The 26617-nt window shown below is 50.7% G+C and carries 22 protein-coding genes; 6 read left to right on the top strand and 16 right to left on the bottom strand.

Features of this window, described 5'->3' with window-relative positions; translation table 11 throughout:
* Window positions 1-140: 140 nt before the first annotated feature.
* Window positions 141-773: a pyridoxamine 5'-phosphate oxidase gene (gene pdxH / locus O3660_RS07515; RefSeq protein WP_049351065.1), complete on the bottom strand. Its 633-nt coding sequence runs from the start codon at window positions 771-773 to the stop codon at window positions 141-143.
* Window positions 774-884: 111 nt separating this feature from the next.
* Here pdxH and dut point away from each other — a divergent pair, with 111 nt between their 5' ends.
* The 3 genes from dut to guaA all read left to right on the top strand — a co-directional run bounded on the left by dut (window position 885) and on the right by guaA (window position 3564).
* The gene (gene dut / locus O3660_RS07510) at window positions 885-1337 is read left to right on the top strand and encodes a dUTP diphosphatase (protein ID WP_003680707.1); all 453 of its coding nucleotides are present in this window, start codon (window positions 885-887) and stop codon (window positions 1335-1337) included.
* Window positions 1338-1523: 186 nt separating this feature from the next.
* Window positions 1524-1850, top strand: a complete 327-nt coding sequence (locus tag O3660_RS07505; RefSeq protein ID WP_039862324.1) for a hypothetical protein — start codon at window positions 1524-1526, stop codon at window positions 1848-1850.
* A gap of 148 nt (window positions 1851-1998) precedes the next feature.
* Window positions 1999-3564, top strand: a complete 1566-nt coding sequence (gene guaA / locus O3660_RS07500; protein WP_003686344.1) for a glutamine-hydrolyzing GMP synthase — start codon at window positions 1999-2001, stop codon at window positions 3562-3564.
* Window positions 3565-3634: 70 nt separating this feature from the next.
* Here guaA and gloB read toward each other — a convergent pair whose 3' ends face one another.
* The 8 genes from gloB to O3660_RS07460 form a co-directional block, all read right to left on the bottom strand.
* Window positions 3635-4384, bottom strand: a complete 750-nt coding sequence (gene gloB / locus O3660_RS07495; protein WP_049351064.1) for a hydroxyacylglutathione hydrolase — start codon at window positions 4382-4384, stop codon at window positions 3635-3637.
* Between the two features lie 23 nt (window positions 4385-4407).
* Window positions 4408-5493 carry a hypothetical protein gene (locus tag O3660_RS07490; RefSeq protein ID WP_049351063.1) on the bottom strand — a complete coding sequence of 362 codons (1086 nt, stop codon included), beginning with the start codon at window positions 5491-5493 and terminating at the stop codon, window positions 4408-4410.
* Between the two features lie 183 nt (window positions 5494-5676).
* The gene (locus tag O3660_RS07485; RefSeq protein ID WP_080974634.1) at window positions 5677-6462 is read right to left on the bottom strand and encodes an HNH endonuclease; all 786 of its coding nucleotides are present in this window, start codon (window positions 6460-6462) and stop codon (window positions 5677-5679) included.
* Window positions 6463-6686: 224 nt separating this feature from the next.
* Entirely contained in the window at window positions 6687-10583 is a 3897-nt protein-coding gene (gene purL / locus O3660_RS07480) for a phosphoribosylformylglycinamidine synthase (RefSeq protein ID WP_049351062.1), read from the bottom strand.
* Between the two features lie 306 nt (window positions 10584-10889).
* Window positions 10890-12890: a DNA helicase Rep gene (rep, locus tag O3660_RS07475; protein WP_049351061.1), complete on the bottom strand. Its 2001-nt coding sequence runs from the start codon at window positions 12888-12890 to the stop codon at window positions 10890-10892.
* A gap of 92 nt (window positions 12891-12982) precedes the next feature.
* Window positions 12983-13918: a dihydroorotate oxidase gene (locus tag O3660_RS07470; protein ID WP_049351060.1), complete on the bottom strand. Its 936-nt coding sequence runs from the start codon at window positions 13916-13918 to the stop codon at window positions 12983-12985.
* A 225-nt stretch (window positions 13919-14143) separates the two neighbouring features.
* On the bottom strand, window positions 14144-15325 hold the full coding sequence (locus tag O3660_RS07465) for an aspartate aminotransferase family protein (protein WP_049351059.1): 1182 nt from the start codon (window positions 15323-15325) through the stop codon (window positions 14144-14146).
* Between the two features lie 112 nt (window positions 15326-15437).
* On the bottom strand, window positions 15438-16382 hold the full coding sequence (locus O3660_RS07460) for a class I SAM-dependent methyltransferase (RefSeq protein ID WP_049351058.1): 945 nt from the start codon (window positions 16380-16382) through the stop codon (window positions 15438-15440).
* Between the two features lie 336 nt (window positions 16383-16718).
* Between O3660_RS07460 and O3660_RS07455 the strand changes: the two genes are divergently transcribed.
* Entirely contained in the window at window positions 16719-18128 is a 1410-nt protein-coding gene (locus tag O3660_RS07455) for a DEAD/DEAH box helicase (RefSeq protein ID WP_049351057.1), read from the top strand.
* A gap of 129 nt (window positions 18129-18257) precedes the next feature.
* Here the strand turns inward: O3660_RS07455 and leuB are convergent, their stop codons facing one another.
* The 7 genes from leuB to leuC form a co-directional block, all read right to left on the bottom strand.
* Window positions 18258-19328: a 3-isopropylmalate dehydrogenase gene (gene leuB / locus O3660_RS07450; RefSeq protein ID WP_049351056.1), complete on the bottom strand. Its 1071-nt coding sequence runs from the start codon at window positions 19326-19328 to the stop codon at window positions 18258-18260.
* Between the two features lie 66 nt (window positions 19329-19394).
* The gene (locus O3660_RS07445) at window positions 19395-20258 is read right to left on the bottom strand and encodes a DUF1444 family protein (protein ID WP_049351055.1); all 864 of its coding nucleotides are present in this window, start codon (window positions 20256-20258) and stop codon (window positions 19395-19397) included.
* Window positions 20259-20296: 38 nt separating this feature from the next.
* On the bottom strand, window positions 20297-20758 hold the full coding sequence (locus O3660_RS07440; protein WP_049351054.1) for a YhcH/YjgK/YiaL family protein: 462 nt from the start codon (window positions 20756-20758) through the stop codon (window positions 20297-20299).
* A gap of 64 nt (window positions 20759-20822) precedes the next feature.
* Window positions 20823-21464 (bottom strand): 3-isopropylmalate dehydratase small subunit, encoded by a 642-nt coding sequence (leuD, locus tag O3660_RS07435; protein ID WP_371464794.1) that lies wholly within the window; start codon window positions 21462-21464, stop codon window positions 20823-20825.
* Window positions 21465-21509: 45 nt separating this feature from the next.
* Window positions 21510-21875: a VOC family protein gene (locus tag O3660_RS07430; RefSeq protein WP_049351053.1), complete on the bottom strand. Its 366-nt coding sequence runs from the start codon at window positions 21873-21875 to the stop codon at window positions 21510-21512.
* A 104-nt stretch (window positions 21876-21979) separates the two neighbouring features.
* On the bottom strand, window positions 21980-22234 hold the full coding sequence (locus O3660_RS07425; RefSeq protein ID WP_049351052.1) for a hypothetical protein: 255 nt from the start codon (window positions 22232-22234) through the stop codon (window positions 21980-21982).
* A gap of 124 nt (window positions 22235-22358) precedes the next feature.
* The gene (gene leuC / locus O3660_RS07420) at window positions 22359-23768 is read right to left on the bottom strand and encodes a 3-isopropylmalate dehydratase large subunit (protein ID WP_049351051.1); all 1410 of its coding nucleotides are present in this window, start codon (window positions 23766-23768) and stop codon (window positions 22359-22361) included.
* Between the two features lie 264 nt (window positions 23769-24032).
* On the opposite strand from leuC, the gene gshA reads away from it, so the two are divergent.
* Together gshA and corA are read left to right on the top strand one after the other, a co-directional pair.
* Window positions 24033-25391, top strand: coding sequence for a glutamate--cysteine ligase (gshA, locus tag O3660_RS07415; protein WP_049351050.1), 1359 nt, complete (start codon window positions 24033-24035; stop codon window positions 25389-25391).
* A 102-nt stretch (window positions 25392-25493) separates the two neighbouring features.
* Window positions 25494-26564 carry a magnesium/cobalt transporter CorA gene (gene corA, locus O3660_RS07410; protein WP_049351049.1) on the top strand — a complete coding sequence of 357 codons (1071 nt, stop codon included), beginning with the start codon at window positions 25494-25496 and terminating at the stop codon, window positions 26562-26564.
* Window positions 26565-26617: the final 53 nt, after the last annotated feature.

The raw sequence follows: 26617 nt of genomic DNA, 5'->3' as shown, positions 1-26617 counted from the left end.
GAAAAAGCGGTTCTTCTGCGGCATTTGCGGCAGGGGTTGGATTGGGGGAAAAGGCCGTCTGAAAATCAGATTCAGACGGCCTGCCGATGAAAGGCTGTATTGTAACTCAACCAGTAAATTTTTGTTTGAAAATCCGAAAATTATGGCGAAAGGCGTTCGCGTATCCAGTTGCCGTCAACCAGGCGGTATTGGATGCGGTCGTGCAGGCGGCTGGGGCGGCCTTGCCAGAATTCGATGCGGTCGGGAATAACGAGATATCCTCCCCAATGTGGAGGACGGGGAACATGCAGGGGATGTTTGACACCGACGGCCGCGGCTTTAGCTACCAATACGGCTTTGCTGGAAATTACTTCGCTTTGCGCGCTTGCCCATGCACCGATACGGCTGGTATACGGGCGGCTTTCAAAATATTCGTCCGAAGCGGCGGCGTCAAGTTTTTCAATGCGTCCTTCAACGCGCACTTGGCGTTCGAGTTCCGGCCAGAAAAAAGTCATGGCGGCAAAAGGGTGAGCCGTATAGGAACGGCCTTTTCGGCTGTGGTAATTGGTAAAGAAAACAAAGCCTTTGGGGTTGACTTCTTTCAGCAATACCATGCGGCTGTTGGGCCTGCCGTCTTCGCCCACGGCGGCAACGTTGACCGCGGTCGGTTCGTTGACTTCGGCGTGAATCGCTTCGTTCAGCCATTGCTCGAATTGGACAATCGGGTCGGCGTGGCATTCGGCTTCCGACAGCTCGCGTTTGTTGTAATCTTCGCGGATATTGTGCAGATCCATGATTTTCCTCCTTAGGTCTGACTGAATCATACTCCGTTTTTTCAGACGGCCTCAAGGGCATTTGTGTATAATCGTAGCCCTTTCCAATATAGAACAATACGGAGTCCTGTCATGCAAACCGAAGTCGAACTGAAAATCTTAAATCCGAAAATGGCCGATTCTCTGCCTGCTTATGCAACGCCCGGTTCTGCCGGTTTGGACTTGCGCGCCTGCTTGGATGAAGCTGTTGTGTTGCAGCCGGGCGATGTGTATCTCGTTCCGACTGGTTTGGCGGTGCATTTGGCCAACCCTGCGTATGCAGCCGTTTTGTTGCCGCGTTCCGGCCTGGGTCATAAACACGGTATTGTTTTGGGTAACTTGGTCGGTTTGATTGACTCGGATTATCAAGGCGAATTGAAGGTTTCTTTGTGGAACCGTGGTAAAGAAGCGTTTACCATCGAGCCGATGGAACGTATCGCGCAAATGGTGATTGTGCCGGTTGTCCAAGCTGCGTTTAAGGTTGTGGACGAGTTTGCCGCCAGCGAGCGCGGTGAAGGCGGATTCGGCAGCACCGGAAAAGCCTGATGATTTGAAAGGCCGTCTGTAAGAGGATAAATTGAAATATTTGATTTCGGTTTGCCGCGGTTCAGACGGCCTTTTTATTGAGGCAACCTTTGCATAATTACACACAAGATTGCATTTTTATATCTTGCCTGCATGGCCGGCGCACCCAATAATACAGGCCGTCTGAAACCTTTACGGAGCGTTGTTATGTCCCGCCCCTCACTTTTTCTGCCTTTGTTTTTGATTATCTTTGGCGCGATTTGGTTTTTACGCGCTACGGATATTTTGCCTGCGACATCGACAATGATTGCCGGCGCATTAATTATTTTGGGCTTTGCCGTATTGATTATGGACGGCATCAACAAACAGTCCATTGTTTCCGGCCCGATGCTGGTTTATATCGGTACAGCCATTTATCTGCACATGAGCTACTGGATTTATCTCTCGCCGTTGCTGGCCATCGGCATGGTCGTGTTGGGTTGCCTGCTGTTGCTCTCGCGCAGCGATATGATTCCTGAGAAACACACAAAATAGAAAGATGAGAGATTTGGGTTTTGCCCTATAAAGGCCGTCTGAACAATGGTATAATCCGCCGTTTCAGACGGCCTGTTTTATTATGGTTTAAATTTGAAATTTACCCTCACGGCCGCACCGTTTTCTTACATTTTGCAAAGTTTCCGCCATGACCCAAGACAAAATCCTTATTCTCGACTTCGGCTCGCAAGTTACCCAGCTGATCGCCCGCCGCGTGCGCGAAGCCCATGTTTACTGCGAACTGCATTCTTTCGATATGCCTTTGGAAGAAATCAAAGCTTTCAACCCGAAAGGCATTATCCTCTCCGGCGGCCCTAATTCTGTTTACGAATCCGACTATCAAGCCGATACCGGTATTTTTGATTTGGGCATTCCGGTTTTGGGCATTTGCTACGGCATGCAATTTATGGCGCACCACTTGGGCGGCGAAGTTAGCCCGGGCAACCAACGCGAATTCGGTTATGCACAAGTTAAAACCATCGACAGCGAGCTGACACGCGGCATTCAAGACGATGCGCCTAATACGCTCGACGTATGGATGAGCCATGGCGATAAAGTTTCCAAACTGCCTACCGGCTTCTCTGTCATCGGCGACACGCCGTCTTGCCCGATTGCCATGATGGAAAACGCTGAGAAACAATTCTACGGCATCCAATTCCACCCTGAAGTGACCCACACCAAACAAGGCCGCGCGTTATTGAACCGCTTTGTCTTGGATATTTGTGGCGCACAACCAAGCTGGACCATGCCGAACTACATCGAAGAAGCCGTTGCCAAAATCCGCGAACAAGTCGGCAGCGACGAAGTGATTTTAGGTTTGTCCGGCGGCGTGGACTCTTCCGTAGCGGCCGCGCTGATTCACCGCGCCATCGGCGACCAACTGACCTGCGTGTTTGTTGACCACGGTTTGTTGCGTTTGAATGAGGGCAAAATGGTAATGGATATGTTTGCCCGCAACTTGGGCGTACGCGTGATTCACGTTGACGCCGAAGAGCAGTTTTTGGCGAAACTGGCCGGCGTGACCGATCCGGAGAAAAAACGCAAAATCATCGGTGCGGAATTTATCGAAGTATTTGACGCTGAAGAGAAAAAACTCACCAACGCCAAATGGTTGGCGCAAGGTACAATTTACCCTGACGTAATCGAATCCGCAGGCGCGAAAACTAAAAAAGCCCACGCCATCAAATCGCACCACAACGTCGGCGGTCTGCCTGAAAACATGAAGCTCAAATTACTTGAGCCGTTGCGCGATTTGTTCAAAGACGAAGTACGCGAATTGGGCGTCGCTTTGGGTCTGCCGCGCGAAATGGTGTACCGTCATCCGTTCCCGGGTCCGGGTTTGGGCGTGCGCATCTTGGGTGAAGTGAAAAAAGAATACGCCGACTTGCTGCGTCAAGCGGATGACATTTTCATCCAAGAATTGCGCAACACTACCGACGAAAACGGTACATCTTGGTATGACCTGACCAGCCAAGCCTTCGCCGTGTTCCTGCCCGTCAAATCCGTCGGCGTAATGGGCGACGGACGCACTTACGACTACGTCGTCGCACTGCGTGCAGTCATCACCAGCGACTTCATGACCGCACACTGGGCAGAGCTGCCGTACTCGCTGCTCGGCCGCGTCTCCAACCGCATTATCAACGAAGTCAAAGGCATCAACCGCGTGGTTTACGATGTCAGCGGTAAACCGCCTGCCACGATTGAATGGGAATAATCCCTGAATAATAAAGGCCGTCTGAACAGATATTGTTCAGACGGCCTTATTCTTTAGGAACCAAGCCCAATTAAAATTGATTTTTTAATTCACGCAGGGCAGCGAAGACTTCGAGTTCGCTGTTTAATTTTCGTCCGCTCAATTCTTCGGCGCGTGCCTGAACTTGGGGCAGGTGTACTCGGAAAAACGGATTGACTTTGCGTTCGTGCACCAGGCTGACAGGCAGTGTCGGCGTGTGTTCGGCAGCGGCCAAGGCCGTCTGAATGTCGGCGTTGTCCGGCTCGATATGCTGGGCAAAGCGCAGATTGGAGGCTGTATATTCGTGCGCCGGATAAAACAGCGTTTCCTCGGGCAGCTGGTTGAATCGGTGGAAGCTGTCGTAAAGTTGCTCGATTGTGCCGGTAAATACGCGGCCGCAACCGGCGGAGAACAAGGTATCGCCGCAGAAAACGTGCAGGCCGTCTGAATTTTCCAGCAGATAGCTGATATGGCGGTCGGTATGGCCGGGGGTTGCCCAAACGGTGATCAAGCCTTCGCCAAACGGGAACTGCGTACCTGCGGTAACGGTATGCGTCGCTACGTCGATGTCGCTTTCGCCATAGATTGGGGATTCCAAAAAGCCGTGGAACAGGCTTTTTGCGCCGCCGGTATGGTCGGGGTGCGGATGGGTAATCCATGTTTGCGCCAGCATCAGGCGATTGTGGACGAGGAATTTCAAAACGGGTGTGGCATCGGACGGATCGACGCAGGCGGCATGGTTGCCTTCTTGAATCATCCAGATGTAGTTGTCGTTTAGGGCTTGGATTGGCGTGATTTTCATATGCTTTCTTCTGGTTAGGGGTTTCAGACGGCCTCTAAATAATCTTTGATATTCGGGCTTTGACCGAATACGGCTTCATGGGCCTGATGGATGCACAGTCGGTTGAACAGCAATCTTTGGGTTTGGTCGCCATCGATAATCCGCACTTGGCCTTGCAGTTTGGGCGCGTCGTGATGAAAGGTATTCTTAAACGCGTGCCAACGGTTGGTTTGCAGATGGATGACGGCAAACATATCGTGCGAAATATTAACGCCGACGCTGAATAGCTTGGGCGAGGCTTGCAGGCAGAAACTGCTGTCACCAAATAGGCACAGCCCCGTGTTTTCCGGATAGCGGAACAATTCGATTTTCACTGCTTCGGGTTCGGCAAAGATGTTGCAAAACAGCCGTTCAAACAACGACGGCTGCGCCACGCCTTCGCTCAACATACCGTAAAGCCCACCTAGCCAATCGACATAGCCGAGAAAAGTGAAACGGTAGTCCTGCATAATGGCTTCGATGCGCTTGGGGTCGCGTTTGCTGATCAAGCGGACAAATTCAAAACCGACTTCCGGCAGCCGCGCCCGAAGTGTTTGATGCAGGCGGTGGGCAAACAGGTTTTTATGGTTGTACGGATTGCGCAGAATGCCGAGGAATTTCAGCCGCAATATCCGCCACAAGGCATCCGGTACTTTGACGGTATCGGCATTTGCCGTAGTTGTTTTCAGACGGCCTGCAGGTAAGGTGCGCAGATGGTTGCAGGCCTCTTCGTAGCCGCTTTCATGACGGTTGAACCAGCTTTCCAGATTGTATTGGTTGGCGGAGTCTTCGACAAAGGTCAGCGTATAGAGGTTTTTCGCCGCCAAGTTGCCGATGATGTTGACACTTATCGCTTCGCTGCGGTTTTGTTCTTTGCCACGGGCTTTTTTGCCAGTATGGAACATTGACAGAGGCAGGCGGTAAACGTTTTGGTTTTGCGGGCTGACCTGCGGATTATGCGCGTGCTGCCGTTGCTCGGTCTGGGCGATAAAGTGGTGTTCCTTCGTCGGATTCGCGGTCAACAGGGCGTAAGGCTTTTCTCCGCATTCAGGAAATTCGCAATCGCTGAGGATAAAGGCTTGTCGAGTCATAATGTCGGGAAAGGCCGTCTGAATATGTCGATTATAGTTTAAAAGTGGGAATTATACAGAATGACGGCGACGGGTTTGGTCTTTATACTCAAAAGGACGCAAAAAGGTCGTCTGAAAACGGATATAGCGAGGTTCGCTAAATCGTTTTCAGACGACCTTAAATCAACGGACTGTTCAACCCATCTATTCTTCTTTTTGGAAGACATGGTTGCGGTGATACTCGAAATATTTTTCGCTTTCAGGTTCGATTTTTAATTGCATATCGGGAAAAATCCCAAGCCGCTTTTGATTTTCCGGATCGATTTTCGGACTGATTTTTATCGTACCGTCGGCATCAAACGTAATCAGTCCGCTATCGAATAATGCGTCAATATTGGGTGCGAGCATCAGTCCATTGAAGGGATCTAACCTCTCTTCATTATTGCATTTGCTCCAAGGTTTGATATGGCTGGCAATAAGTAAAGACCGAACATCTAAACCTGTTAGCGGGCAGTTCGGATACAGTTCGAGTAGTTTTTGCCGGAATCTGCCTTGCCCTTGACGGGCTTTTATTAAGGTTTCGATTTCGGTTCGCTTTTCTGGTTCAATTTCGGATACTAATTGTTCTTTGAGTTTACCGAGATCTTGTTCCAAAGATTGGGTTGAGTTTATTTGAAAATTTGTTGGTTTGTATAATTCAAATATTCCTCCTTTTTTCCACCATAAAAAGTCTTGGTGCATTGATTCGTGATAATGCTTCCTTGAGTTTGAATTAACACTAAGTACATACAAAGAAGCACGTGTATCATCATTATAGTCAGGAGTAATCTGCCATTGGTTTTTTAGTTCTTCAATCTGTTCATCTACATCTTTTACCTTAAATTGTGTTTTGCCCATATCATGCAGATGTAAGACGATTCTTTTTATAATTTCTATTGTCCCATCAATATGTTCCCCATTGATCCGTGCGGAATATTTTGTTTTTGCCATTTAAGTCTTCCTATCAAAGTTAAGTTTTCTAATTTAATTATTTTGGGTAATGCATTGATTTTCCTATGACCGTCATTCCCGCCTGCGCGGGAATGACAGCGGTTGGTTCGGTCTTCATACGCAAAAGAACATATAAAGGTCGTCTGAAAACAGATTTAACAGAATCCGCTAAATCGTTTTCAGACGACCTTTCTCTTTAAAGCCGAATCAAATCAGCCTGCCGGTTAACCCAAAGCTTTTCGTGCGCCGGCGAAGAGGCGGTACCAGCCGGACAGTTCCGTCCAGTCTTCCGGTTTCCAGCTCATTTGTGCGGCGCGGTACACGCGTTCGGGGTGGGGCATCATGATGGTAACGCGGCCGTCGGCGTTGGTGACGCCGGCGATGCCTTGCGGCGAGCCGTTGGGGTTGAGCGGATAGGTTTGGGTAACTTGGTTTTGTCCGTCGACGTATTGCAGCGCGATGCCGAGGTCGTCTGAAATTTTGCCGCCGTGAAGCGCGAAGTCGGCGCGGCCTTCGCCGTGGCTGACGACGACGGGCAGGCTGGAGCCCTGCATTTCGTTCAGGATCAGGGAGGTTGATTTGGGAACGTGAACCATGCTCAGGCGCGCTTCGAACTGTTCGCTCAGGTTGCGTTTGAACTTCGGCCAGCCTGCCGTGCCGGGGATGATTTCGGCGAGGTTGCTGACCATCTGGCAGCCGTTGCACACGCCCAATGTCAGCGTGTTCGGGTCGGCGAAGAAGGCGGCGAACTGGTCGCGCAAGGCGGGGTGAAACAGGATGGATTTCGCCCAGCCTTCGCCCGCACCGAGTACGTCGCCGTAGCTGAAGCCGCCGCACGCCGCCAGCATTTTGAAGTCGGCAAGGTGGACGCGGCCTGCCATCAGGTCGGACATATGCACGTCGTAGGCATCGAATCCGGTGCGGGTAAAGGCGGCGGCCATTTCGATTTGCCCGTTCACGCCCTGTTCGCGCAGGATGGCGATTTTGGGTTTTGCGCCGCTGTTGACGAACGGCGCGGCGATGTCTTCTTTTACATCAAACTTCACGTCGGCAAACAATGCGCTGCGGTCGTTGTCGCCAATCAGGGCGAACTCGCTGTCGGCGCAGGCAGGGTTGTCGCGCAGTTTCTGAATGGCGTGGCTGGTTTCCTGCCATGCACGTTGCAGGTCGGCGCGGGTTTGTTCCAACACGATGCCTGCCTGATTGCGGATAACGATTTTTTCGTCAGAACCGATGGTGGCAACGGTATGTAAGGGCAACGCTGCCGCTTTGAACAAGGCTTCTGCTGCCGAGACATCTTGTTTGGCGATTTGAATCACTGCGCCCAGCTCTTCATTGAACAATGCGCGTATGCTGGCTTCGTTGACATCGGCTTGGTTGGCAACCAGTGAGGTCAAATCCACATTCAAGCCGCACCGTGCCGCAAACGCCATTTCCGCCAGCGTCGCAAACAAACCGCCGTCGCTGCGGTCGTGATACGCCAAAAGTTTGTCTTCGGCGACAAGCTGCTGAATTACGTTGTAAAACGCTTTCAGACGGCCTGTATCGTCCAAATCGGGCGCGTCACCGCTCATGTTGTTGTACACCTGACCGAATGCAGAGCCGCCCATGCGTGCTTTGCCGAAGCCCAAATCGACAAACAGTAATACGCTGTCTTCGACGTTTTTCAACTCAGGCGTAACGGTTTTGCGCACGTCTTTGACAGGCGCGAACGCGGAGATAATCAGGCTCAATGGCGAGACGACGGATTTTTTCTCTTCGCCGTCCTGCCAAACGGTTTTCATCGACAGGCTGTCTTTGCCCACGGGAATGCTCAAATCCAATGCCTGACAGGCTTGGGAGACGGCTTCGACGGTGCGGTAGAGTTTTTCGTCTTCGCCCTCGTTGCCGCACGCCGCCATCCAGTTGGCGGAAAGTTTGATATTGCCGATGTCGCCGATGTTGACCGCCGCGATGTTGGTGATGGCTTCGCCGACGCACATTCTGCCTGAAGCGGGCGCGTCAAACAGGGCGACGGTCGGTTTTTCGCCCATAGACATTGCTTCGCCGCGATAAGTGTTGAAGCCCATCATGGTCACGGCGCAGTCGGCTACGGGGGTTTGGTATTTGCCGACCATTTGGTCGCGGTGGGTCATGCCGCCGACGCTGCGGTCGCCGATGGTAATCAGGAAGTTTTTAGCGGCTACGGTAGGCAGGCGCAGAACGCGGTAGGCGGCTTCGGTGATGTCGATATCGCCCGCGTTAAACGGTTTTTCAGACGGCGTAACTGTTTTGTCGCTGCGCGTGGTTTTGGGCGGTTTGCCGAGCAAGACGTTCAGCGGCAAATCGACGGGATTGTTGGAGAACAAATCGTCGCGCACTTTCAAATGGCCGTCGTCAGTCGCCGTGCCGACCACGGCAAACGGGCAGCGTTCGCGTTCGCAGATGGCGCGGAAGGTGTCCAAATCTTTTTCCAAAATCGACAATACATAACGCTCTTGTGATTCGTTGCACCAGATTTGCAGCGGGTTGAGGCCGTGTTCTTCCAGCGGCACTTCGCGCAGTTTAAATACCGCACCGCGTCCGGCATCGTTGACGAGTTCGGGGAAGGCGTTGGAGAGGCCGCCTGCGCCGACGTCGTGGATGGAGATAATCGGGTTTTTGTCGCCAAGCTGCCAGCAGCGGTCGATGACTTCTTGCGCGCGGCGTTCGATTTCGGGGTTGCCGCGTTGCACGGAGTTGAAGTCCAAAGAGGCGTCGTTCGTACCGGTATTCATGGAAGAAGCTGCGCCGCCGCCCAAGCCGATAAGCATACCCGGGCCGCCCAGTTGGATCAGCAATGCGCCTTCGGGGATTTCGTCTTTATGCGTCTGCTGCGCCTGAATGCTGCCCAAGCCGCCTGCAATCATAATCGGTTTGTGGTAGCCGCGAACCTGACCGTCGAACTTCTCTTCAAAAGTGCGGAAGTAACCCAAGAGGTTCGGGCGGCCGAATTCGTTGTTGAACGCCGCGCCACCGATGGGGCCTTCAATCATGATGTCCAGCGGCGAGGAAATATGTTCCGGCTTGCCGTAATCTTGTTCCCACGGCTGTTTGAGGTCGGGGATGTTGAGGTTGGACACGGTAAAGCCGGTCAAGCCCGCTTTTGGACGCGAACCTTTGCCCGTCGCGCCTTCGTCACGGATTTCGCCGCCCGCGCCTGTTGCCGCGCCCGCAAACGGCGCGATGGCGGTCGGATGGTTGTGCGTTTCCACTTTCATGATGATATGCGTGTCTTCCTCGTGGAAACGGTAGCCTTGGTTTTCCGCCGCATCCGGATAGAAACGCTCGACTTTTGCGCCTTCGATCACGGACGAATTGTCTTTATAGGCGACGACCGTGCCTTCGGGATGCGCGTTGTGCGTGTCGCGAATCATACCGAAGAGGGATTTGGGCTGCTTTTCGCCGTTGAGGATGAAATCGGCGTTGAAGATTTTGTGGCGGCAGTGTTCGCTGTTTGCCTGTGCGAACATCATCAATTCAACATCGGACGGATTGCGCTGCAAAGCCTGATAGTTTTCAACCAGATAATCGATTTCGTCGGCGGAGAGTGCCAAACCCATTTCGGTATTGGCTTTGACCAAAGCCTCTTTACCGCCGCCCAAAACATCAACGGTGGAGAAGGTTTCGGATTCGAGATGGTGGAATAATTTGGAGGCCGTCTGAAAATCGGGCAGTACGGATTCGGTCATGCGGTCGTGCAGCAAAGCCGCCCATTGCTGTTTCTGCTCATCATTCAGACGACCTTCCAGACACACCGCCATGCCGCGCTCGATGCGCTCTATGCCTTCCAAACCGCAGTTTTCCGCGATATTGGTCGCCTTGGAAGCCCACGGCGAAATCGTACCCAAACGGGGCGTTACCAAAAATAAATGCAAGCCCTCGCGCGCTTCGGGCGTTTCTTTAACGCTTTGCGCCGCCAACAAGGCTTGCAGTTTTTCGACAGTCGCGGCATCCAATGCTTTCTCGCTGCCGACAAAATACCAAAATTCGCTTTTCAGTTTCACTTCGGGCAGACCGAGTGCGGCTGCTTTTTGCAAGAATTTTTCAACACGGAAATCGGAAAGGGCGGTTACACCGCGCAAGGGCAGAACAACAGACATGGATTCAGCTCACAAAATGCAGTTGGGGAATCCATTATTATACCTGAAAAATGCAATTTTGCTTGTGAATTTATACTTCAAGTGTTGACAATTTTTGCTTGTAAATTGAAGGGGAATAAGGCAATCGTGCCGCCCAGTTTTTTATTTTGTACCTGATTATTGGATTATTTTTGTTTATTTTTGAAGAATCGGGAGGAATGGGGACGGATAGGTGTAAAGGTATAAAGTGAAAATTATTTAATTGTTGACTTTGACATTTTGCTGACAATAAGGCCGTCTGAAACCTTACTTTCAGACGGCCTTGCTTTATCCTTTTCTTTTGTTTCCCAACATATCCAGCAATCCTGCCAGATTGCTTTTTCCTTCTTCCTTGCTCACAATCGGCTCGCCGCCTTTGCGGCCAAGGATTTTGATGTCTTCCTGCGGCATTTCGTCTATGAAACGGCTCGGCTCGGGGAATTGCCATGTGCCTTGTTTTTTGCGTTTGAGGCAGTGGGTCAGTGTAAGTTGGCGTTTGGCGCGGGTAATGCCGACGTACATCAGACGGCGCTCTTCTTCGACATTGTCTTCTTCGATGCTGTCGTTGTGAGGTAAGATGCCTTCTTCGCAACCGACAAGGAAAACGTAAGGGTATTCCAAACCTTTGGAGGCGTGCAGAGTGGAGAGTTTGACGGCATCGACTTCTTCTTCACTTTTACCCTCCAAAAGCGTCATCAGGGCGATGGTTTGGGCAAGCTCGATGATGTTTTTACCATCTTGCTCACCTTTGCGTTCCAGCCAGCCGGTCAGGTCGGTAACGTTACGCCATTTGATCTCGCCTGCTTTGCCTTCCTCATTGGCTAGCAGGTGGTTTTCGTAGTCGATTTCTTTGAGCAGGCTGTTGATGAGTTCGCCCGCTTCGCTGGTTTCGGCTTTAGCACGGTAACTGCCGAACATATCCATAAAGGTTTGCAGGTGTTGGCGGTTGGTGTTGTTCAGTAATGCTAGAGCTTCTTCGGTTTGCGCGGCTTCATACAGGCTGCATTCGTGTTCGTGTGCGTAGGTGTTGAGTTTGCCGAGCGTTACATCGCCGATGCCGCGTTTGGGCGTGGTAACGGCGCGCAGGAAGGCGGGATCGTCGTTGGGATTGGCAAGCAGGCGCAAGTAGGACAAAACGTCTTTGATTTCGGCTTTGTCAAAAAAACTCTGTCCGCCGGAGAGTTGGTAGGGAACGCGCGCGCTGCGCAAGGCTTCTTCAAAAATCCGCGCCTGATGGTTGCCGCGGTATAACACGGCGAAATCGGCGTATTGGGTTTTGTCGCCGCCGACCAGCTTCTGCTTGACGATTTGGCTGACGACCCAGTCGGCCTCGTGTTGCTCGTTTTGGCAGGCGACGACTTTGACGATTTCGCCTTCGCCGAACTGCGACCAAAGTTTTTTGGTGAACAATTTGGGATTGTTTTCAATCACTTTGTTGGCGATTTTGAGAATTCGCGCGGTGGAGCGGTAGTTTTGCTCCAGTTTGATGACTTTCATCTGCGGATAGTCTTCCTGCATTTTGCGCAGGTTTTCCATGTTTGCGCCGCGCCATGCGTAGATGGACTGGTCGTCATCGCCGACGGCGGTAAACATGCCTTCCGCGCCGGTCAAGAGCTTCATCAGGGTAAATTGGCAGGTGTTGGTGTCCTGGCATTCGTCAACCAACAGATAACGCAGCCGCCGCTGCCATTTGTTACGCACTTCGCTGTTTTGCTGCAACAGCACGGCAGGCAGGCGGATTAAGTCGTCAAAATCTACTGCCTGATAGCTTTGCAGGGTTTCCTGATAACTTGCATAGACGCGTGCTGTTTGCTCTTCCCACACATTAGAGGCCGTCTGAACGACATCTTCAGGCGTTTTTAAATCATTTTTCCAAAGGGAAATTTGATGCTGCGCTTTGAATATGGCTTCTTTGCCCGTACCGCCCAAGAGCTCGCCGATGATTTTGGCGCTGTCGGTAGAGTCGAGAATGGAAAAGTTTTTTTTGTAACCGATTTGATTGGCTTCTTCGCGCAGAATCTTCATGCCTAAAGAGTGGAAGGTGCAAATCGTCAGCCCGCGCGTTTGCGACTTGGGCAGCATTTTGGAGACGCGCTCCTGCATTTCCGTGGCGGCTTTATTGGTAAAGGTAATCGCGGCGACGGTATGCGGCAGATAGCCGACATTGACGATCAAATGCTTGATTTTTTGCGTAATCACGCCGGTTTTGCCGCTGCCTGCGCCGGCAAGGACGAGCAGGGGGCCGCCTAGATATTTGACTGCAGCTTGCTGTTGGGGGTTGAGTTTCATTGAAGGGGGAAGACGGGTAATGTGGGGAGCAATTATACAACAAGGCCGTCTGAAATTTTCAGACGGCCTTGGGCGTTTTTTTAGAGTAAACCCTATGCAAAATATTTCAATTTGCCTTTGAAGTCTTCCAGTTTTTCGTAGCCTTTTTGCGCCATGATGGCTTTAAATTCAAGGGAAACCCGTTCAAAAATGTCCACGCCTTGCTGGTGTAGCGCCGTGCCGATCTGCACCATACTTGCGCCGCACAAGATGTGTTCAAACGCATCACGGCCGCTGTAAACGCCGCCTGTTCCGATGACTTGGATAGACGGATCTAATCTTTGATAGAACGCGTGGACATTGGCGAGCGCGGTCGGTTTGATGTATTGGCCACCTATGCCGCCGAAGCCGTTTTTCGGTCGAATGACGACGGATTCGTCTTCGATATACATGCCGTTGCCGATGGAGTTGACACAGTTGACGAATTTTAAGGGATAGCGGTTGAACACTTCCGCCGCCTGATCAAAATGGGCAATATCGAAATACGGCGGCAATTTGATGCCTAAGGGCTTGTCGAAGTAGGCAAAGGCTTCGCCCAAAATTTGCTCGGTGGTTTCAAAGTCGTAGGCGATTTGCGGTTTGCCGGCGACGTTTGGGCAGGATAGGTTGAGTTCGGTAATGCCGTTAAACCCGCTGTTTTGCACCTTTTCCAACAGGATATGTGTTTCGCCGGGCGACAGGCCGACCAGTGAGAGAAAAAATGTCCGTTCCGGCTGAGACTCTTGAAGGGTAAGCAGGTAATCCAGATAGTAATCAATACCTTGATTCGGCAAGCCCATCGAATTGATGCTGCCGAGAGGGACGTCCCGATAACGCGGCTCGGGGTTACCTTGACGAGGGGTAAGCGTTGCTGTCTTGGTAATGAAAGTGCCGGCAGCAGACTGTCTGACCTCTTCCAATTCCTCAACAGTCATACATGACACCCCAGCGGCATTCATCAGGCAGTTGTCAAAAGAAAAACCGGCGATTTGTGTTTTCAACGATACCATCTCCTGCTCCTTTTCTTTGAAAAATCAAATTGTTTGCCAAGCGTAACACGAAGAGGCAGTACGATTTTTAACAAACATCAAATGACAAAGCATGTAGGTGGATGTTGTTTTCAATATTGAAAAAAGGCCGTCTGAAAAACTCAAAATAGTCTTTCAGACGGCCTTCACTATATGGCATTAATAGAACCAAAAGCTGTCGGTTGATTTGGATATTGGGTTTTGAAATCAGGCCAACCATTCGGCCAAAGCCGCTTCAAAACGTTTCAAGCCTTCGGCCATGTCTTCATCGTTCAGCAGCAGGCTGGGGGCGAAACGCACCACATTGGCGCCGGCAACCAGTACCATCAGGCCGTGTTTCAAAGTGGCGGCGGTGATTTTCGATGCCTTGCCTTCGTATTCGTCTGCCAATACACAGCCGAGCAGCAAGCCCATGCCGCGGACTTCTTTAAATACGCCGGTCTTTTCGCCTATTTCACGCAATGCCGTCTGAAGTTTTTGGCCTTGTTGTTCAACGTGTGCCAATGTTTCGGGCGCATTGATGATGTCGAATGCACGGCTGCCGACCGCGCACGCCATTGGGTTGCCGCCAAAGGTCGAGCCATGTGTTCCAGGGCCGAAGGTTGGGGCGATTTTATCGGTTGTCAGAATTGCGCCAATCGGGAAGCCGCCCCCCAAGGCTTTGGCGGAGCTGAGGATATCGGGTGTTACGCCGTAATGCTCGTAGGCAAACAGTTTGCCCGTATGCCCCATGCCGGTTTGCACTTCGTCCAAAATCAGCAAAGCGCCGTGTTTGTCGCACAAACGGCGTGCGGCTTGAAGATATTCTTGGGTGGCAGGCAGGATGCCGCTTTCGCCTTGAATCGGCTCGATAATCACGGCGCAGGTTTTGTCGCTGATGGTTGCTTCCAATGCGGCAACATCATTGAAGGGAACGTGGGTAATGCCGGCCGGTAGCGGCGCGTAGTCTTTGCTGTATTTGGGCTGGCCGCCGACGGATACGGTAAACAGGGTGCGGCCGTGGAAGCTGTTGAGGCAGGAGATGATTTCGGTTTTGTGTTCGCCAAAATGATCGCGGCCATATTTGCGCGCCAGTTTCAGCGCGGCTTCATTGGCCTCTGCACCGGAGTTGCAGAAAAACACTTTGTCGGCAAAGGTGTTTTCGACCAATTTTTTGGCCAATTCTTGCGCCGGTTGGGTGGTATAGATATTAGAAATGTGCCAGAGTTTTTGCGACTGCTCGGCCAAGGCAGCGACCAAATCGGGATGACAATGGCCTAGCGCGTTCACAGCAATACCGCCTGACAGGTCAATGTATTCTCGTCCTTCGGTATCCCAAACCCGGCTGCCGAGCGCGCGTTCCGGAATCATGGGGGCGAATGAGAAATTGGGTGTCAGGTAGTTTTGCATGTTCTTTTCCTTTTGATATTGTCAACAATCTCTTAAATTATGCGCCTATTGATTGAGAGATTCAATATGGTAATCAGGCCGTCTGAAAACTGGCTTTCAGACGGCCTGATGCTTATTTATGCTTGATTTCCCAGCATTGATGGATTTTTTTGTTGCGGAAATCGTCGGGAACGGATTGTTTGGAAATGTCTTTGACGGCGTATTGCTCCGATACCGAATCGTCCAAGACGAAGCTGCGCAAGTTGTTGGAGAAGTACAAAATGCCGTCTGAAGCGAGTAGGTTCATCGCGCCGGCTATGAGTTTTTGGTGGTCGCGCTGGATGTCGAGGATGTCGAGCATCTTTTTGCTGTTGGAAAAGCTGGGCGGATCCATGACGATAAGGTCGAACTGTTTACCTTCGGCGGCGGCGTTTTGCAGGTATTGGAACACGTCGGCGCGGACGATTTTGTGTTGTTCGGTGTCGATGCTGTTGAGTTCGAAATTGCGTTTTGCCCAATCGAGATAAGTGTTGGATAAATCGACGGTTTCGCTGGATGCCGCGCCGCCGGTGGCTGCATAGACGGTGAAGCTGCCGGTGTAGGAAAACAGGTTGAGGAAGCGTTTGCCTGTTGCGGTTTCGCCGACTTTTTTGCGCGTGTTGCGGTGGTCGAGGAAAAGGCCGGTATCGAGGTATTTGTCGAGGTTGACCCAAAACTTGCGGCCGTTTTCAGTGATGACGAAATCATCACCGGTTTTGCCGGTTTTCTCGTATTGCTGCAAACCTTTTTGACGTTCGCGGCGTTTGAGGTGGATTTGTTCGGGCGCAAAACCGGTCACAAAACCAATGGCTTCCAATACATCCGAAAGCCATGCTTCGTATTCTTCGGGCTGCATCAGCCAGCCGGTATCGTATTCCTGAAGATGGATTTGGTCGCCGTAAACATCGATGGCAAAGGGAAATTGGGGAATATCGCGGTCGTAAATGCGCCAGGCTTCGATATTGTTGCGTTTTGCCCATTTCATAAGATGTTTGATGTTTTTGCCCAAGCGGTTGGCAAAGGGGGTAATGTCGGTCATGGTTTCAGACGGCCTGAATAAGTATTGGGAAGGGTTTGGATTTTAACGCACTTGATGTCTTTTTGCTTGACTGTTATCCATAAAATCTATATTATCCGCCGTTCGTCTTTTGATACGAAGCCATCGTCATCCAACCTAAACCGCCGTTTCGGGCGCGTTTCTTTTATTGCTTGCATATTTGCAAAGCCTTTTCTGTGCAGGTTGTCGTCGATGTTAACCACAAGCAAGATGCTTGCGACAACCCTGTAACTTCACATTTCCCGTATCGTTACTTTCCTTTGCTTCAGGTCGTCTGAAATTGTTCAGGCGTGCGCGTTGTTGTCTCTTAGGATAGATATGTCTATTAAATTTGCCGATTTGAACCTTGATAAAAACATTTTGTCTGCCGTAAGCAGCGAGGGTTATGAAAGCCCGACCCCGATTCAGGCGCAAGCGATTCCGTTTGCTTTGGATGGCCGCGACATTATGGCTTCGGCACAAACCGGTTCAGGCAAAACCGCAGCATTCCTGCTGCCGACTTTGCAAAAACTGACCAAACGCAGCGAAAAACCGGGCAAAGGCCCGCGCGCGTTGGTGTTGACGCCGACCCGCGAATTGGCGGCGCAAGTCGAGAAAAACGCGCTGGCGTATGCCAAAAATATGCGCTGGTTCCGCACCGTCAGCATCGTCGGCGGCGCATCGTTCGGCTACCAAACCCGTGCTTTGAGCAAACCGGTTGACCTGATTGTCGCCACTCCGGGTCGTCTGATGGACTTGATGCAGAGCGGCAAAGTTGATTTTGAACGTTTGGAAGTGCTGATTCTGGACGAAGCCGACCGTATGCTGGACATGGGCTTTATCGACGACATCGAAACCATCGTGGAAGCGACGCCGAGCGATCGTCAGACTTTGTTGTTCTCCGCCACTTGGGACGGTGCGGTGGGCAAACTGGCGCGCAAACTGACCAAAGACCCTGAAGTCGTCGAAGTCGAGCGTGTGGACGATCAAGGCAAAATCGAAGAGCAGCTGTTGTATTGCGACGATATGCGCCATAAAAACCGCCTGCTTGACCACATCTTGCGCGATGCCAATATTGACCAATGCGTGATCTTTACATCCACTAAAGCCATGACCGAAGTCATCGCGGATGAACTGTACGAAAAAGGTTTTGCCGCCAACTGCCTGCACGGCGATATGCCGCAAGGCTGGCGTAACCGTACGCTGATGGACTTGCGCAAAGGCCGCTGCAAAATTTTGGTTGCTACCGATGTAGCCGCACGCGGTATCGACGTACCGACCATTACCCACGTTATCAACTATGACTTGCCGAAACAGGCAGAAGACTACGTTCACCGCATCGGCCGTACCGGCCGCGCAGGCCGTACCGGTATCGCGATTACTTTTGCCGAAGTGAACGAATACGTCAAAGTACACAAAATCGAAAAATACATCGGCCGTAAATTGCCTGAGCTGACCATCGAAGGCATGGAACCGACACGCAAACGCAAATCTGCCGGCGGCAAACCGAAAGGCAAAGGCGGCTGGGGCGATCGCAAATCCGGCGGCTGGCGCGGCGATAAGAAACCGGCAAAAGAGGGCTTCGGCGGTAAAGCTCGCGGCGAAGGTCATAAAAAAGACGGTTTCAAGAAAGATGGCTTTAAGAAAGATGGTTTCAAAAAAGCTGACGGTTTCAAAAAAGGCGGTGAAGGCTTTAAAGGCAAGCGTAAGTCTAACGACAACTTTGGCGGCAAACACAAAAGAGGTTGATTTTTTCAATCTTAAGGCCGTCTGAAAAAGGCATAAGGGCGTGTGAAGACACGCCCTTTTTGATGATTTCAAGTTTTCGCATATAAAAAAGCGTGGGATTGGTCCCACGCTTTTTTTCAGACGGCCTTCTTACAAAGCGGCCAATACGGCATCGCCCATTTCCGAGCAGGAAACCAGTTTGGTGCCTTCTTCGTAAATGTCACCGGTACGCAAGCCTTGTTGCAGTACTTTTTGTACAGCGTTTTCAACTTGTTGCGCGCGTGCCTCGTCATTTAGGCTGTAACGCAGCAGCATGGCGAGGGACAAAACGGTTGCCAGCGGATTGGCTTTGTTTTGACCGGCAATGTCGGGAGCTGAGCCGTGGGATGGTTCGTACAGGCCTTTGCCGTTTTCATCTAAAGAAGCGGAAGGCAACATACCGATAGAGCCGGTCAGCATAGACGCTTCGTCAGACAGAATGTCGCCGAAGATGTTGCCGGTGGCAATCACGTCAAATTGTTTGGGGGCGCGTACCAATTGCATGGCAGCATTGTCGACGTACATATGGGAAAGCTCGACATCAGAGTATTCTTTGCCGACTTCTTCAAAGATTTCGCGCCACAGTTCGGTGGTTTCCAAAACGTTGGCTTTGCCTACGGAGCAAACTTTTTTGCTGCGTTTTTGGGCGGATTGGAAGGCAACGTGGGCAATACGGCGGATTTCGCTTTCGCTGTATTTCATGGTGTTGTAGCCTTCGCGTTCGCCGTTTTCTAAAACACGGATGCCGCGCGGTTCGCCAAAGTAAATATCGCCGGTCAGTTCGCGTACGATAAGGATGTCAAGGCCGGCTACGATTTCCGGTTTCAGAGTGGAAGCATTGGCCAGCTCTTTATACAAAATGGCAGGGCGCAAATTGGCAAACAGATTCAAGTCTTTACGGATGGCCAACAAGCCGCGCTCAGGGCGCAGCGGACGGTCGAGATTGTCGTATTGAGGAGAACCGACTGCACCAAGCAAGACCGCATCGGCTTTACGGCAAAGGTTTTGCGTGAATTCTGGATAAGGATGGCCGTATTCGTCATAGGCTTCACCGCCCAAAGGCGCGTATTCGTAGCTGACATCCAAACCTTGTTCGATAAGTTTGTCGAGTACGCGGACGGTTTCTGCAACGATTTCAGGGCCGATGCCGTCGCCGCGCAAGATAGCGATATGTTTGGTCATTTCGTGTTTCCTTATGGGAAGGTTTTAGGTAAAGGGCAGGTCGTCAGTTTTTCAGACGGCCTTAAATCAATTTGCTCTGAAAACGCTGATTGTACCATTATGGTACTGGTAAAGTTGGGTAGAAATCGCATAGGCAGAGTCTTCAAATGCCTGCAGGACAATATTCGCCATCGCCTGCAAAGCCTCTTCATCGGACGGGCTGCAAACGAGCAGGGCGTTGCGTGCCGGGACTGCAAAAACAGGATTGGCAGGCAGCATAGGATCGTCTTTAAGTACTTCGTCTAAAAGCAAAATCAGGGAAGCATCATAGTCGTTATCCAAATGGATTTGAGCCAATGACCAACCTTCGGCATGATGAATTTGGACACGTCCATTCATCCGTTGGCGCAAATTATCCATAACGGTACGATACAAGGTGTCTTCATCTTCAATACCGGCCTCTTTCATATGCTCATGATTGAGCGTATGCATGGATTCGTCCGTATCCACCATATAAAGCAACATGATATCGCCCGCAATCGGTTTATATACCAGATAATCGGCAGGTTCGGCTTCGTCCGTATTTGTAATCAGTCTGGTGTTTTCCAGATAAATCGTATTTTTAATCGTAGGAAGAATTTGTTGTGCTGAAACACTGGCATCAGTGTCTTGAATCTTATAGATAACCGCTAAATTGGCAGCAACAATAGCCTCCAAGGCCTCAGGATTTTGCAGATAACTTGTGTAATGGTTGCTCAAATATGTGCTGAATGACGCTTCATCGTCTTCGGAAAAATGGACGATGATAGGCGAGGAAGCAATAATTTCGCCCCAGTCGATTTTTGCCTCAAGATGCAATTCTTCTTGGATGCGATGGGCAAAGTATTCGACAAATTCCTGCCAAGTCATTAATTTAGGTTTAGAGCGGAACAACCTGCTGAAAAAAGACATATTTTGTTCTGAATAAGGGGATAAGGCCGTCTGAAATATTATAGACGTTCGGTTTCAACACGGATTTTAAAAACAACTTTGCGTATGTTCGCCCTGACACCGACCAATGGGGCATGCGCATCATTCGGGAAAAATAGCGCAAATTCGCCGGGCTCCAAGGTCAACCAGGTTTCCGGCTCGCAGTCGAAAAATTCGATATCGCGCTTTTCGTTGTAGCCTAAACCGTTTTTCAGACGGCCTCTGTCTATCCAGCCATACGTTTCGCTGCCATCAATCGGCGTTTGAATATCAATGTGTTTTAAGTGCGCTTCAGGCTGGGCTTCTCTCTGCGTCCTCATCGGCTCGCTGCCGATAAAAATACGGATATTGGGATTCTCGCATGGCACTTGGCCGTCCGGCAGATTGGCAAAATCCAAGGTCTGCAACAGATGGAAGGCTTCGGCAAAGTCGGGATGCAAGGCAGCGTAGCGGGTGGCATTGCTTATGGTGTCGGTAATCATAATATATTTGTGTAGATTAAAGGCCGTCTGAAACACTTAAATTTTTCAGACGGCCTTTTGTATATCAACCGTTAAACAGCCAAGGCTGGCTTTGGCGGCGTTTTTCTTCAAAGGCGTGAATTTCGTCAGCGTGTTGCAGAGTCAGGCCGATTTCGTCTAAGCCGTTCAAGAGGCAGTGTTTGCGGTGTTCGGTAATATCGAATGTGAATGTTTCGCCGCTAGGGGTAGTCAGGGTTTGTTCGGCAAGGTCGATGGAGAGCTGATAGCCTTCGTTGGCTTCAACTTCTTTGAAAAGCTGGTCCACCTGTTCTTCAGTCAACACGATGGGCAGGAGGCCGTTTTTGTAGCAGTTGTTGAAGAAGATGTCGGCAAAGCTGGGGGCGATGACGGCGCGGAAGCCGTAGTCGTCCAATGCCCAAGGGGCGTGTTCGCGTGAAGAGCCGCAACCGAAGTTTTTACGCGTCAACAGGATTTGTGCGCCTTGATAGCGTGGCTGATTCAGGGAGAAATCCGGATTCAACGGGCGTTTGCTGTTGTCCATGCCCGGTTCGCCGTGTTCGAGGTAACGCCATTCATCAAAGGCATTGGGGCCGAAGCCGCTGCGTTTGATGGATTTCAGAAATTGTTTGGGGATGATGGCATCGGTGTCGACGTTGCTGCGGTCGAGCGGGGCAACGATGGCGGTAATTTTGGTAAAGGCTTTCATGTCAGATTCTTATAGTAATAATGGGAAATTTTATGGCTATTCGGGTTAGCGTGTGCTGTGCAAACCGATTCGGTTGCCTTCTGTGTCTTCGATAAATGCTGCAAAGCCGTTGGCAATTCGGAATTTCTCTTGTAACAGTTTGCCGCCTGCTGCAACGGCTTTTTCTGCTGTTTCGGCACAATCCGGGCAATTGAAGAAAATGGTTGTACCGCCGTGGCCGGGCTGGGCGTTGCTGTCATGCCAAATCATGCCGGCCGTACCGTGTTGGGTGTAATCGGCTGGAAAAATGATGAAACGGAATCCGTTGCCGCCAATGTCTTGCAGGGGTTTGCTGAATACGGATTCGTAAAAGGCTTTGGCGCGATCAAAATCGTGAGCGTGAATACCAAACCAGCTTGACGGATTACTCATTGTTTCTTCCTTTTGCTTGGAATCGTGAAAATGTCTGAACAAATAATAAAGTATCAGGCCGTCTGAAACGGAGTCAGGAGATTCAGACGGCCTGATTTACCGAATTATTCGGTAGCGGCTTCGATTTTTTCTCCAACATGGCTCATGCCGCGGCCCACTGCATTGCCGCCTTTTTTAACGGCTTCGCCGGTTTTTTCGGCAATGTTTTCAGCAGTTTCTTTGGTTTTATCGGCTACGCGCTCGGCAGTCTCTTTGGTTTTGTCCCAATTGCGGTTGGCATCGTTTTTTGCGCCGGACCAAGTGCTGGAACAAGCTGACAGGATGAGGGCTGCGGCAGCCAATGCAAACAGTTTTTTCATACTAGATTCCTTTCGAGTTATCAATGATTTAGAAGGTTTTCGGACGTCTTGCGCAATAGGAAAACTTACTTGAGCAAGGTATTGTTTCAGACGGCCTGATCAATAAAGGCCGTCTGAAAATACTTTAAGCCATAGTGCGGATGTCGGTAAAGTGGCCGGTAACCGCGGCTGCGGCTGCCATGGCAGGGCTGACGAGGTGGGTGCGTCCGCCGTTGCCTTGACGGCCTTCAAAGTTACGGTTGGAAGTAGAGGCGCAACGTTGTCCCGGGGTCAGGCGGTCGGCATTCATGGCGAGGCACATAGAGCAACCCGGCTCGCGCCATTCAAAACCGGCTTCGATAAATACTTCGTGCAAGCCTTCTTTTTCGGCCTGTTCTTTAACCAAACCGGAGCCGGGAACAATCAACACGCGTTGTACATTGTCCGCTTTTTTACGGCCTTTGGCGATAGCGGCGGCTTCGCGCAAGTCTTCGATACGGCTGTTGGTGCAAGAACCGATAAAGACGATATCGACAGGGATTTCGTTTAATGGCGTACCGGCTTCCAAGCCCATGTATTCAAGGGCGCGTTCCATGCCGCTGCGTTTGACCGGATCGACTTCTTCTGCAGGATTAGGCACTTTGCCGCTGATGTCCAAAACCATTTCAGGTGAGGTACCCCAAGTTACTTGAGGCTCGATGTCTTCGGCTTTGAAGTGGTATTCTTTATCGAATACGGCGCCTTCGTCAGACACCAGCGTGCGCCAGTATTCGACGGCTTTGTCCCATGCTTCGCCTTTAGGTGCGAAAGGTTTGCCTTTTACATAGTCGATGGTGGTTTGGTCAACGGCAACCATGCCTGAACGCGCACCGGCTTCAATCGCCATATTACACAAGGTCATACGGCCTTCCATAGAAAGGCTGCGAATGGCTTCGCCGCCGAACTCGATGGCGTAGCCCGTGCCGCCTGCCGTGCCGATTTGTCCGATGATATAGAGGGCGACGTCTTTGGCGGTAACGCCCGGTTTCAGACGACCTTCAACGGCAATCAGCATGGATTTGGATTTTTTCGCGGTAATGCACTGGGTCGCCATGGTGTGTTCGACTTCGGAAGTGCCGATACCGTGTGCCAGCGCGCCGAACGCGCCGTGGGTAGAGGTGTGCGAGTCGCCGCAGACAACGGTCATGCCGGGCAGGGTTGCGCCTTGTTCCGGCCCCATAACATGAACGATGCCCTGACCTTTATCCATGAACGGGAAGTAGGCGAGTGCGCCAAACTCTTTAATATTTTTGTCCAAAGTATCGACTTGCAGTTTGGAAATCGGGTCTTGGATACCTTTGTCCCAGTCGCCGGTCGGGGTGTTGTGGTCGGCTGTGGAGACCACGCTGTCGATACGCCAGAGTTTGCGGCCGGCCATTTTCAAGCCTTCAAATGCTTGCGGGCTGGTTACTTCGTGAACCAGGTGGCGGTCGATGTAAAGCAGGACAGTGCCGTCTTCTTCTTCGCGGACGACGTGGCTGTTCCAGAGTTTGTCGTAGAGGGTTTGTGCGCTCATGATGGGTTATCTTTGCTATTGTTAGGTATGAATGATGGTTTGCGTTTATGGGCGGATTTTAGGCTTTTTATAGGGGCTGTGCAATAGAAATTTGTCCAATTTTTAAAATTTGTCGCAAAGTTTCAAAAATCCTAATCAGAAATTAGACAAATTGTAGAATTGTTGACAAAAAGATGCATCTTATCTGAAAGAATACTTGTCGAAATGCACTAAAAAGTTCTATTATTCTCACTCAACATCCACACTTACCAAGAGGTATAGAGAATGAAATTACCGGTAATGGCTGCCGAACATCTGTCGCAACTTCAGGCGTTTGAAGCGAAAATCTTGTGCAACCACGCCAAAATCGAAGCATGGTTCCGTTCGCAATGGAACGAACACCGTCCGCCGTTTTATGGTTCGGTTGACATCCGTAATGCCGGTTACAAAATTTCATCTATCGATATGAACCTGTTTCCGGGCGGCTTCAATAATTTGAATCCCAACTTTATCCCGCTGGCGGCGGTTGCCGCGCAAGATGCGGTACAGCGCGCCTGTGAAACGGCAAAATCCGTATTGATTATTCCTGAAAACCACACACGCAACACATTCTATCTGCAAAACGTTTACGCACTCAGCGAGATTTTGCGTTCGGCAGGGTATGAAGTGCGTTTGGGTAGTCTGAATCCTGAAGTGACTGAGCCAACTGAGTTTGAGACTGCGTTGGGCGATAAAATTTTGCTTGAGCCTTTATTGCGTACCCGAGAGCGCGTCCATCTTGCAGACGGCTTCTCGCCTTGCGTTGTTTTGTTGAATAACGACTTGTCTGCGGGTATTCCTGAAATCCTTAAAGACATCAGTCAAACCGTTTTGCCTCCATTGCACGGCGGCTGGACGACTCGCCGTAAAACCGAACATTTCGGCGCGTACAATCAAGTTGCAGCCGACTTTGCCAAGTTGATTGACATCGACGAATGGCAAATCAATCCTTATTTTGAAAAAATCAGCGGTCTGGATTTCCAAGAGCGTGAAGGCGAGGATGCATTGGCAGGCGCGGTAGAGCGCGTATTGGCGAAAATTCAAGCCAAATACGACGAATTGGGTATTACCGATCAGCCTTTCGTTATTGTGAAAGCCGATGCAGGCACTTACGGTATGGGCGTGATGAGCGTTAAATCTGCAGATGAAGTGCGCGGATTGAACCGTAAAAACCGCAATAAAATGGCGAAAGTCAAAGAAGGTTTGGAAGTTAGCGAAGTGATTGTCCAAGAAGGTATTTATACCTATGAAACCATGAACGGCGCCGTGTGCGAACCCGTCGTTTATATGATGGACCGTTTCGTTATCGGCGGCTTCTTCCGTGTACACGAAGGCCGTGGTGCAGACGAAAACCTCAATGCAGGCGGTATGGTGTTTGTTCCGCTGTCCAACAGCATCCCCACCGGCAGCGGCGACAATTCTCAAGAAGCCCCCGAAGCCTGCAAACGTGTATTTGAACAATGGGATTCGCTCGGTATGCCGCGCTCTGAAAAAGACTGCGACGTGGACAACGAACACAACCGCCTCTACGTTTACGGCGTAATGGCGCGTCTGTCCTTGCTTGCCGCTGCATTGGAGTTGGAGAAAACCGTTCCTCAAGCCTAATAAAGCGTTGATCGATATTGTCAGGCCGTCTGAAAATCAGTTTTCAGACGGCCTTTTCTGTCTGTACAATTCATTCTAACTAAAAGAACATGATTTATTTTTATGAGCAAACCAGCCAATCCAGTTGAGACAACCGACACTCTGCAAGACCAAGCCATGCAGCGCAGCAATACCGACAATGCGCCGCGCTCTGCCATTCATCAAACCTTGTATTCTGCCGATACCTTTGTTCAGCATGATTATCTTGCCGGAAAAAACTTGCCTGATATTACCCGTCCGCAAGAAGGCCAAATCAACTGGCTGCATTTTGTCGGCATCAATGATGTTGCCTTGCTTAAACACGCGCTTGAGCCTTATGGTATCCATGAGCTGGTTATTGAAGATATTCTTAGCCGCAAACAGCGTCCGAAAATCGAAGACTACGGCAGCTATGTTTTTACTGCCGCACAGGTTTACCACTATACCTCCACAGGCAAGCTTCATTCCGACCAAGTGTATGTGATTATCGGCAAAGATTTTGTGTTGTCTTTCCAACAAAAACCATTGGGCTTGTTCAGCCATCTCCGCCGGCAGATGCACGAAAATCCGCACAATATTTTGAACAAAAATACGGCGTTTCTTGCTTATTGCCTGCTTGACCGCATTGTGGACGACTATTTCATCGTTTTGGAGTCGTACAACAACCGTGTTGAAGCAATAGACAAGTCCCTGTTTAAAAATGAAAACAGCGATATTCTCAGTAAGATTCACCGCCTCAAGCGCGATGCCGTCCGTCTGCGACGCACGCTTTTGCCATTGCGCGATGTGTTCTATCAACTGGCCGTGCGCGGTGATTTTGCTATTTTCAAAGGCGAATCGACCGTCTATCTGCGCGACGTGTACGACCACAATATGCAGCTTATCGAATCGCTTGATGCCTCGCGTGATATGGTGTTGAGCATGATGGACATTTATCTTTCCTTCCAATCCAACCGCATGAACCAGCAAATGCGCGTGTTGACGGTTATCACCATCATCTTTATGCCGCTGACCGTCATCACCGGCATCTACGGCATGAACTTCGACAATATGCCCGAACTGCATTGGCATTACGGCTATTTCATGGTTTTGGGTGTGATGCTGTGCATCATCATCGGACTGCTGATTTTCTTTTCGCGTAGAAAATGGCTGTAAACGGGTAGGCAAGGAGTTGAAAGTCAACGTTTAAAAACGGTAGAATGATTTGG

The sequence above is a fragment of the Neisseria sp. 27098_8_139 genome, from assembly GCF_041433195.1.
In the GTDB taxonomy this organism is placed as follows: Bacteria; Pseudomonadota; Gammaproteobacteria; order Burkholderiales; family Neisseriaceae; genus Neisseria; species Neisseria subflava.
Note: the sequence above shows the minus strand (reverse complement) of the source record. Positions and strands in the feature narration are given on the sequence as shown.

Bases quoted from the DNA above. Each gene is read 5' to 3' on its own strand.
- O3660_RS07430 (WP_049351053.1), bottom strand. From the start codon at position 21,875: ATGAGTAATCCGTCAAGCTGGTTTGGTATTCACGCTCACGATTTTGAT.
- O3660_RS07460 (WP_049351058.1), bottom strand. From the start codon at position 16,382: ATGACCGACATTACCCCCTTTGCCAACCGCTTGGGCAAAAACATCAAA.
- gloB (WP_049351064.1), bottom strand. From the start codon at position 4,384: ATGAAAATCACGCCAATCCAAGCCCTAAACGACAACTACATCTGGATG.
- rep (WP_049351061.1), bottom strand. From the start codon at position 12,890: ATGAAACTCAACCCCCAACAGCAAGCTGCAGTCAAATATCTAGGCGGC.
- leuD (WP_371464794.1), bottom strand. From the start codon at position 21,464: ATGAAAGCCTTTACCAAAATTACCGCCATCGTTGCCCCGCTCGACCGC.
- leuC (WP_049351051.1), bottom strand. From the start codon at position 23,768: ATGAGCGCACAAACCCTCTACGACAAACTCTGGAACAGCCACGTCGTC.
- dut (WP_003680707.1), top strand. From the start codon at position 885: ATGCAAACCGAAGTCGAACTGAAAATCTTAAATCCGAAAATGGCCGAT.
- corA (WP_049351049.1), top strand. From the start codon at position 25,494: ATGAGCAAACCAGCCAATCCAGTTGAGACAACCGACACTCTGCAAGAC.
- O3660_RS07470 (WP_049351060.1), bottom strand. From the start codon at position 13,918: ATGGTATCGTTGAAAACACAAATCGCCGGTTTTTCTTTTGACAACTGC.
- gshA (WP_049351050.1), top strand. From the start codon at position 24,033: ATGAAATTACCGGTAATGGCTGCCGAACATCTGTCGCAACTTCAGGCG.
- guaA (WP_003686344.1), top strand. From the start codon at position 1,999: ATGACCCAAGACAAAATCCTTATTCTCGACTTCGGCTCGCAAGTTACC.
- O3660_RS07485 (WP_080974634.1), bottom strand. From the start codon at position 6,462: ATGGCAAAAACAAAATATTCCGCACGGATCAATGGGGAACATATTGAT.
- O3660_RS07490 (WP_049351063.1), bottom strand. From the start codon at position 5,493: ATGACTCGACAAGCCTTTATCCTCAGCGATTGCGAATTTCCTGAATGC.
- O3660_RS07445 (WP_049351055.1), bottom strand. From the start codon at position 20,258: ATGTCTTTTTTCAGCAGGTTGTTCCGCTCTAAACCTAAATTAATGACT.
- pdxH (WP_049351065.1), bottom strand. From the start codon at position 773: ATGGATCTGCACAATATCCGCGAAGATTACAACAAACGCGAGCTGTCG.
- purL (WP_049351062.1), bottom strand. From the start codon at position 10,583: ATGTCTGTTGTTCTGCCCTTGCGCGGTGTAACCGCCCTTTCCGATTTC.
- O3660_RS07440 (WP_049351054.1), bottom strand. From the start codon at position 20,758: ATGATTACCGACACCATAAGCAATGCCACCCGCTACGCTGCCTTGCAT.
- O3660_RS07465 (WP_049351059.1), bottom strand. From the start codon at position 15,325: ATGCAAAACTACCTGACACCCAATTTCTCATTCGCCCCCATGATTCCG.
- leuB (WP_049351056.1), bottom strand. From the start codon at position 19,328: ATGACCAAACATATCGCTATCTTGCGCGGCGACGGCATCGGCCCTGAA.
- O3660_RS07505 (WP_039862324.1), top strand. From the start codon at position 1,524: ATGTCCCGCCCCTCACTTTTTCTGCCTTTGTTTTTGATTATCTTTGGC.
- O3660_RS07425 (WP_049351052.1), bottom strand. From the start codon at position 22,234: ATGAAAAAACTGTTTGCATTGGCTGCCGCAGCCCTCATCCTGTCAGCT.
- O3660_RS07455 (WP_049351057.1), top strand. From the start codon at position 16,719: ATGTCTATTAAATTTGCCGATTTGAACCTTGATAAAAACATTTTGTCT.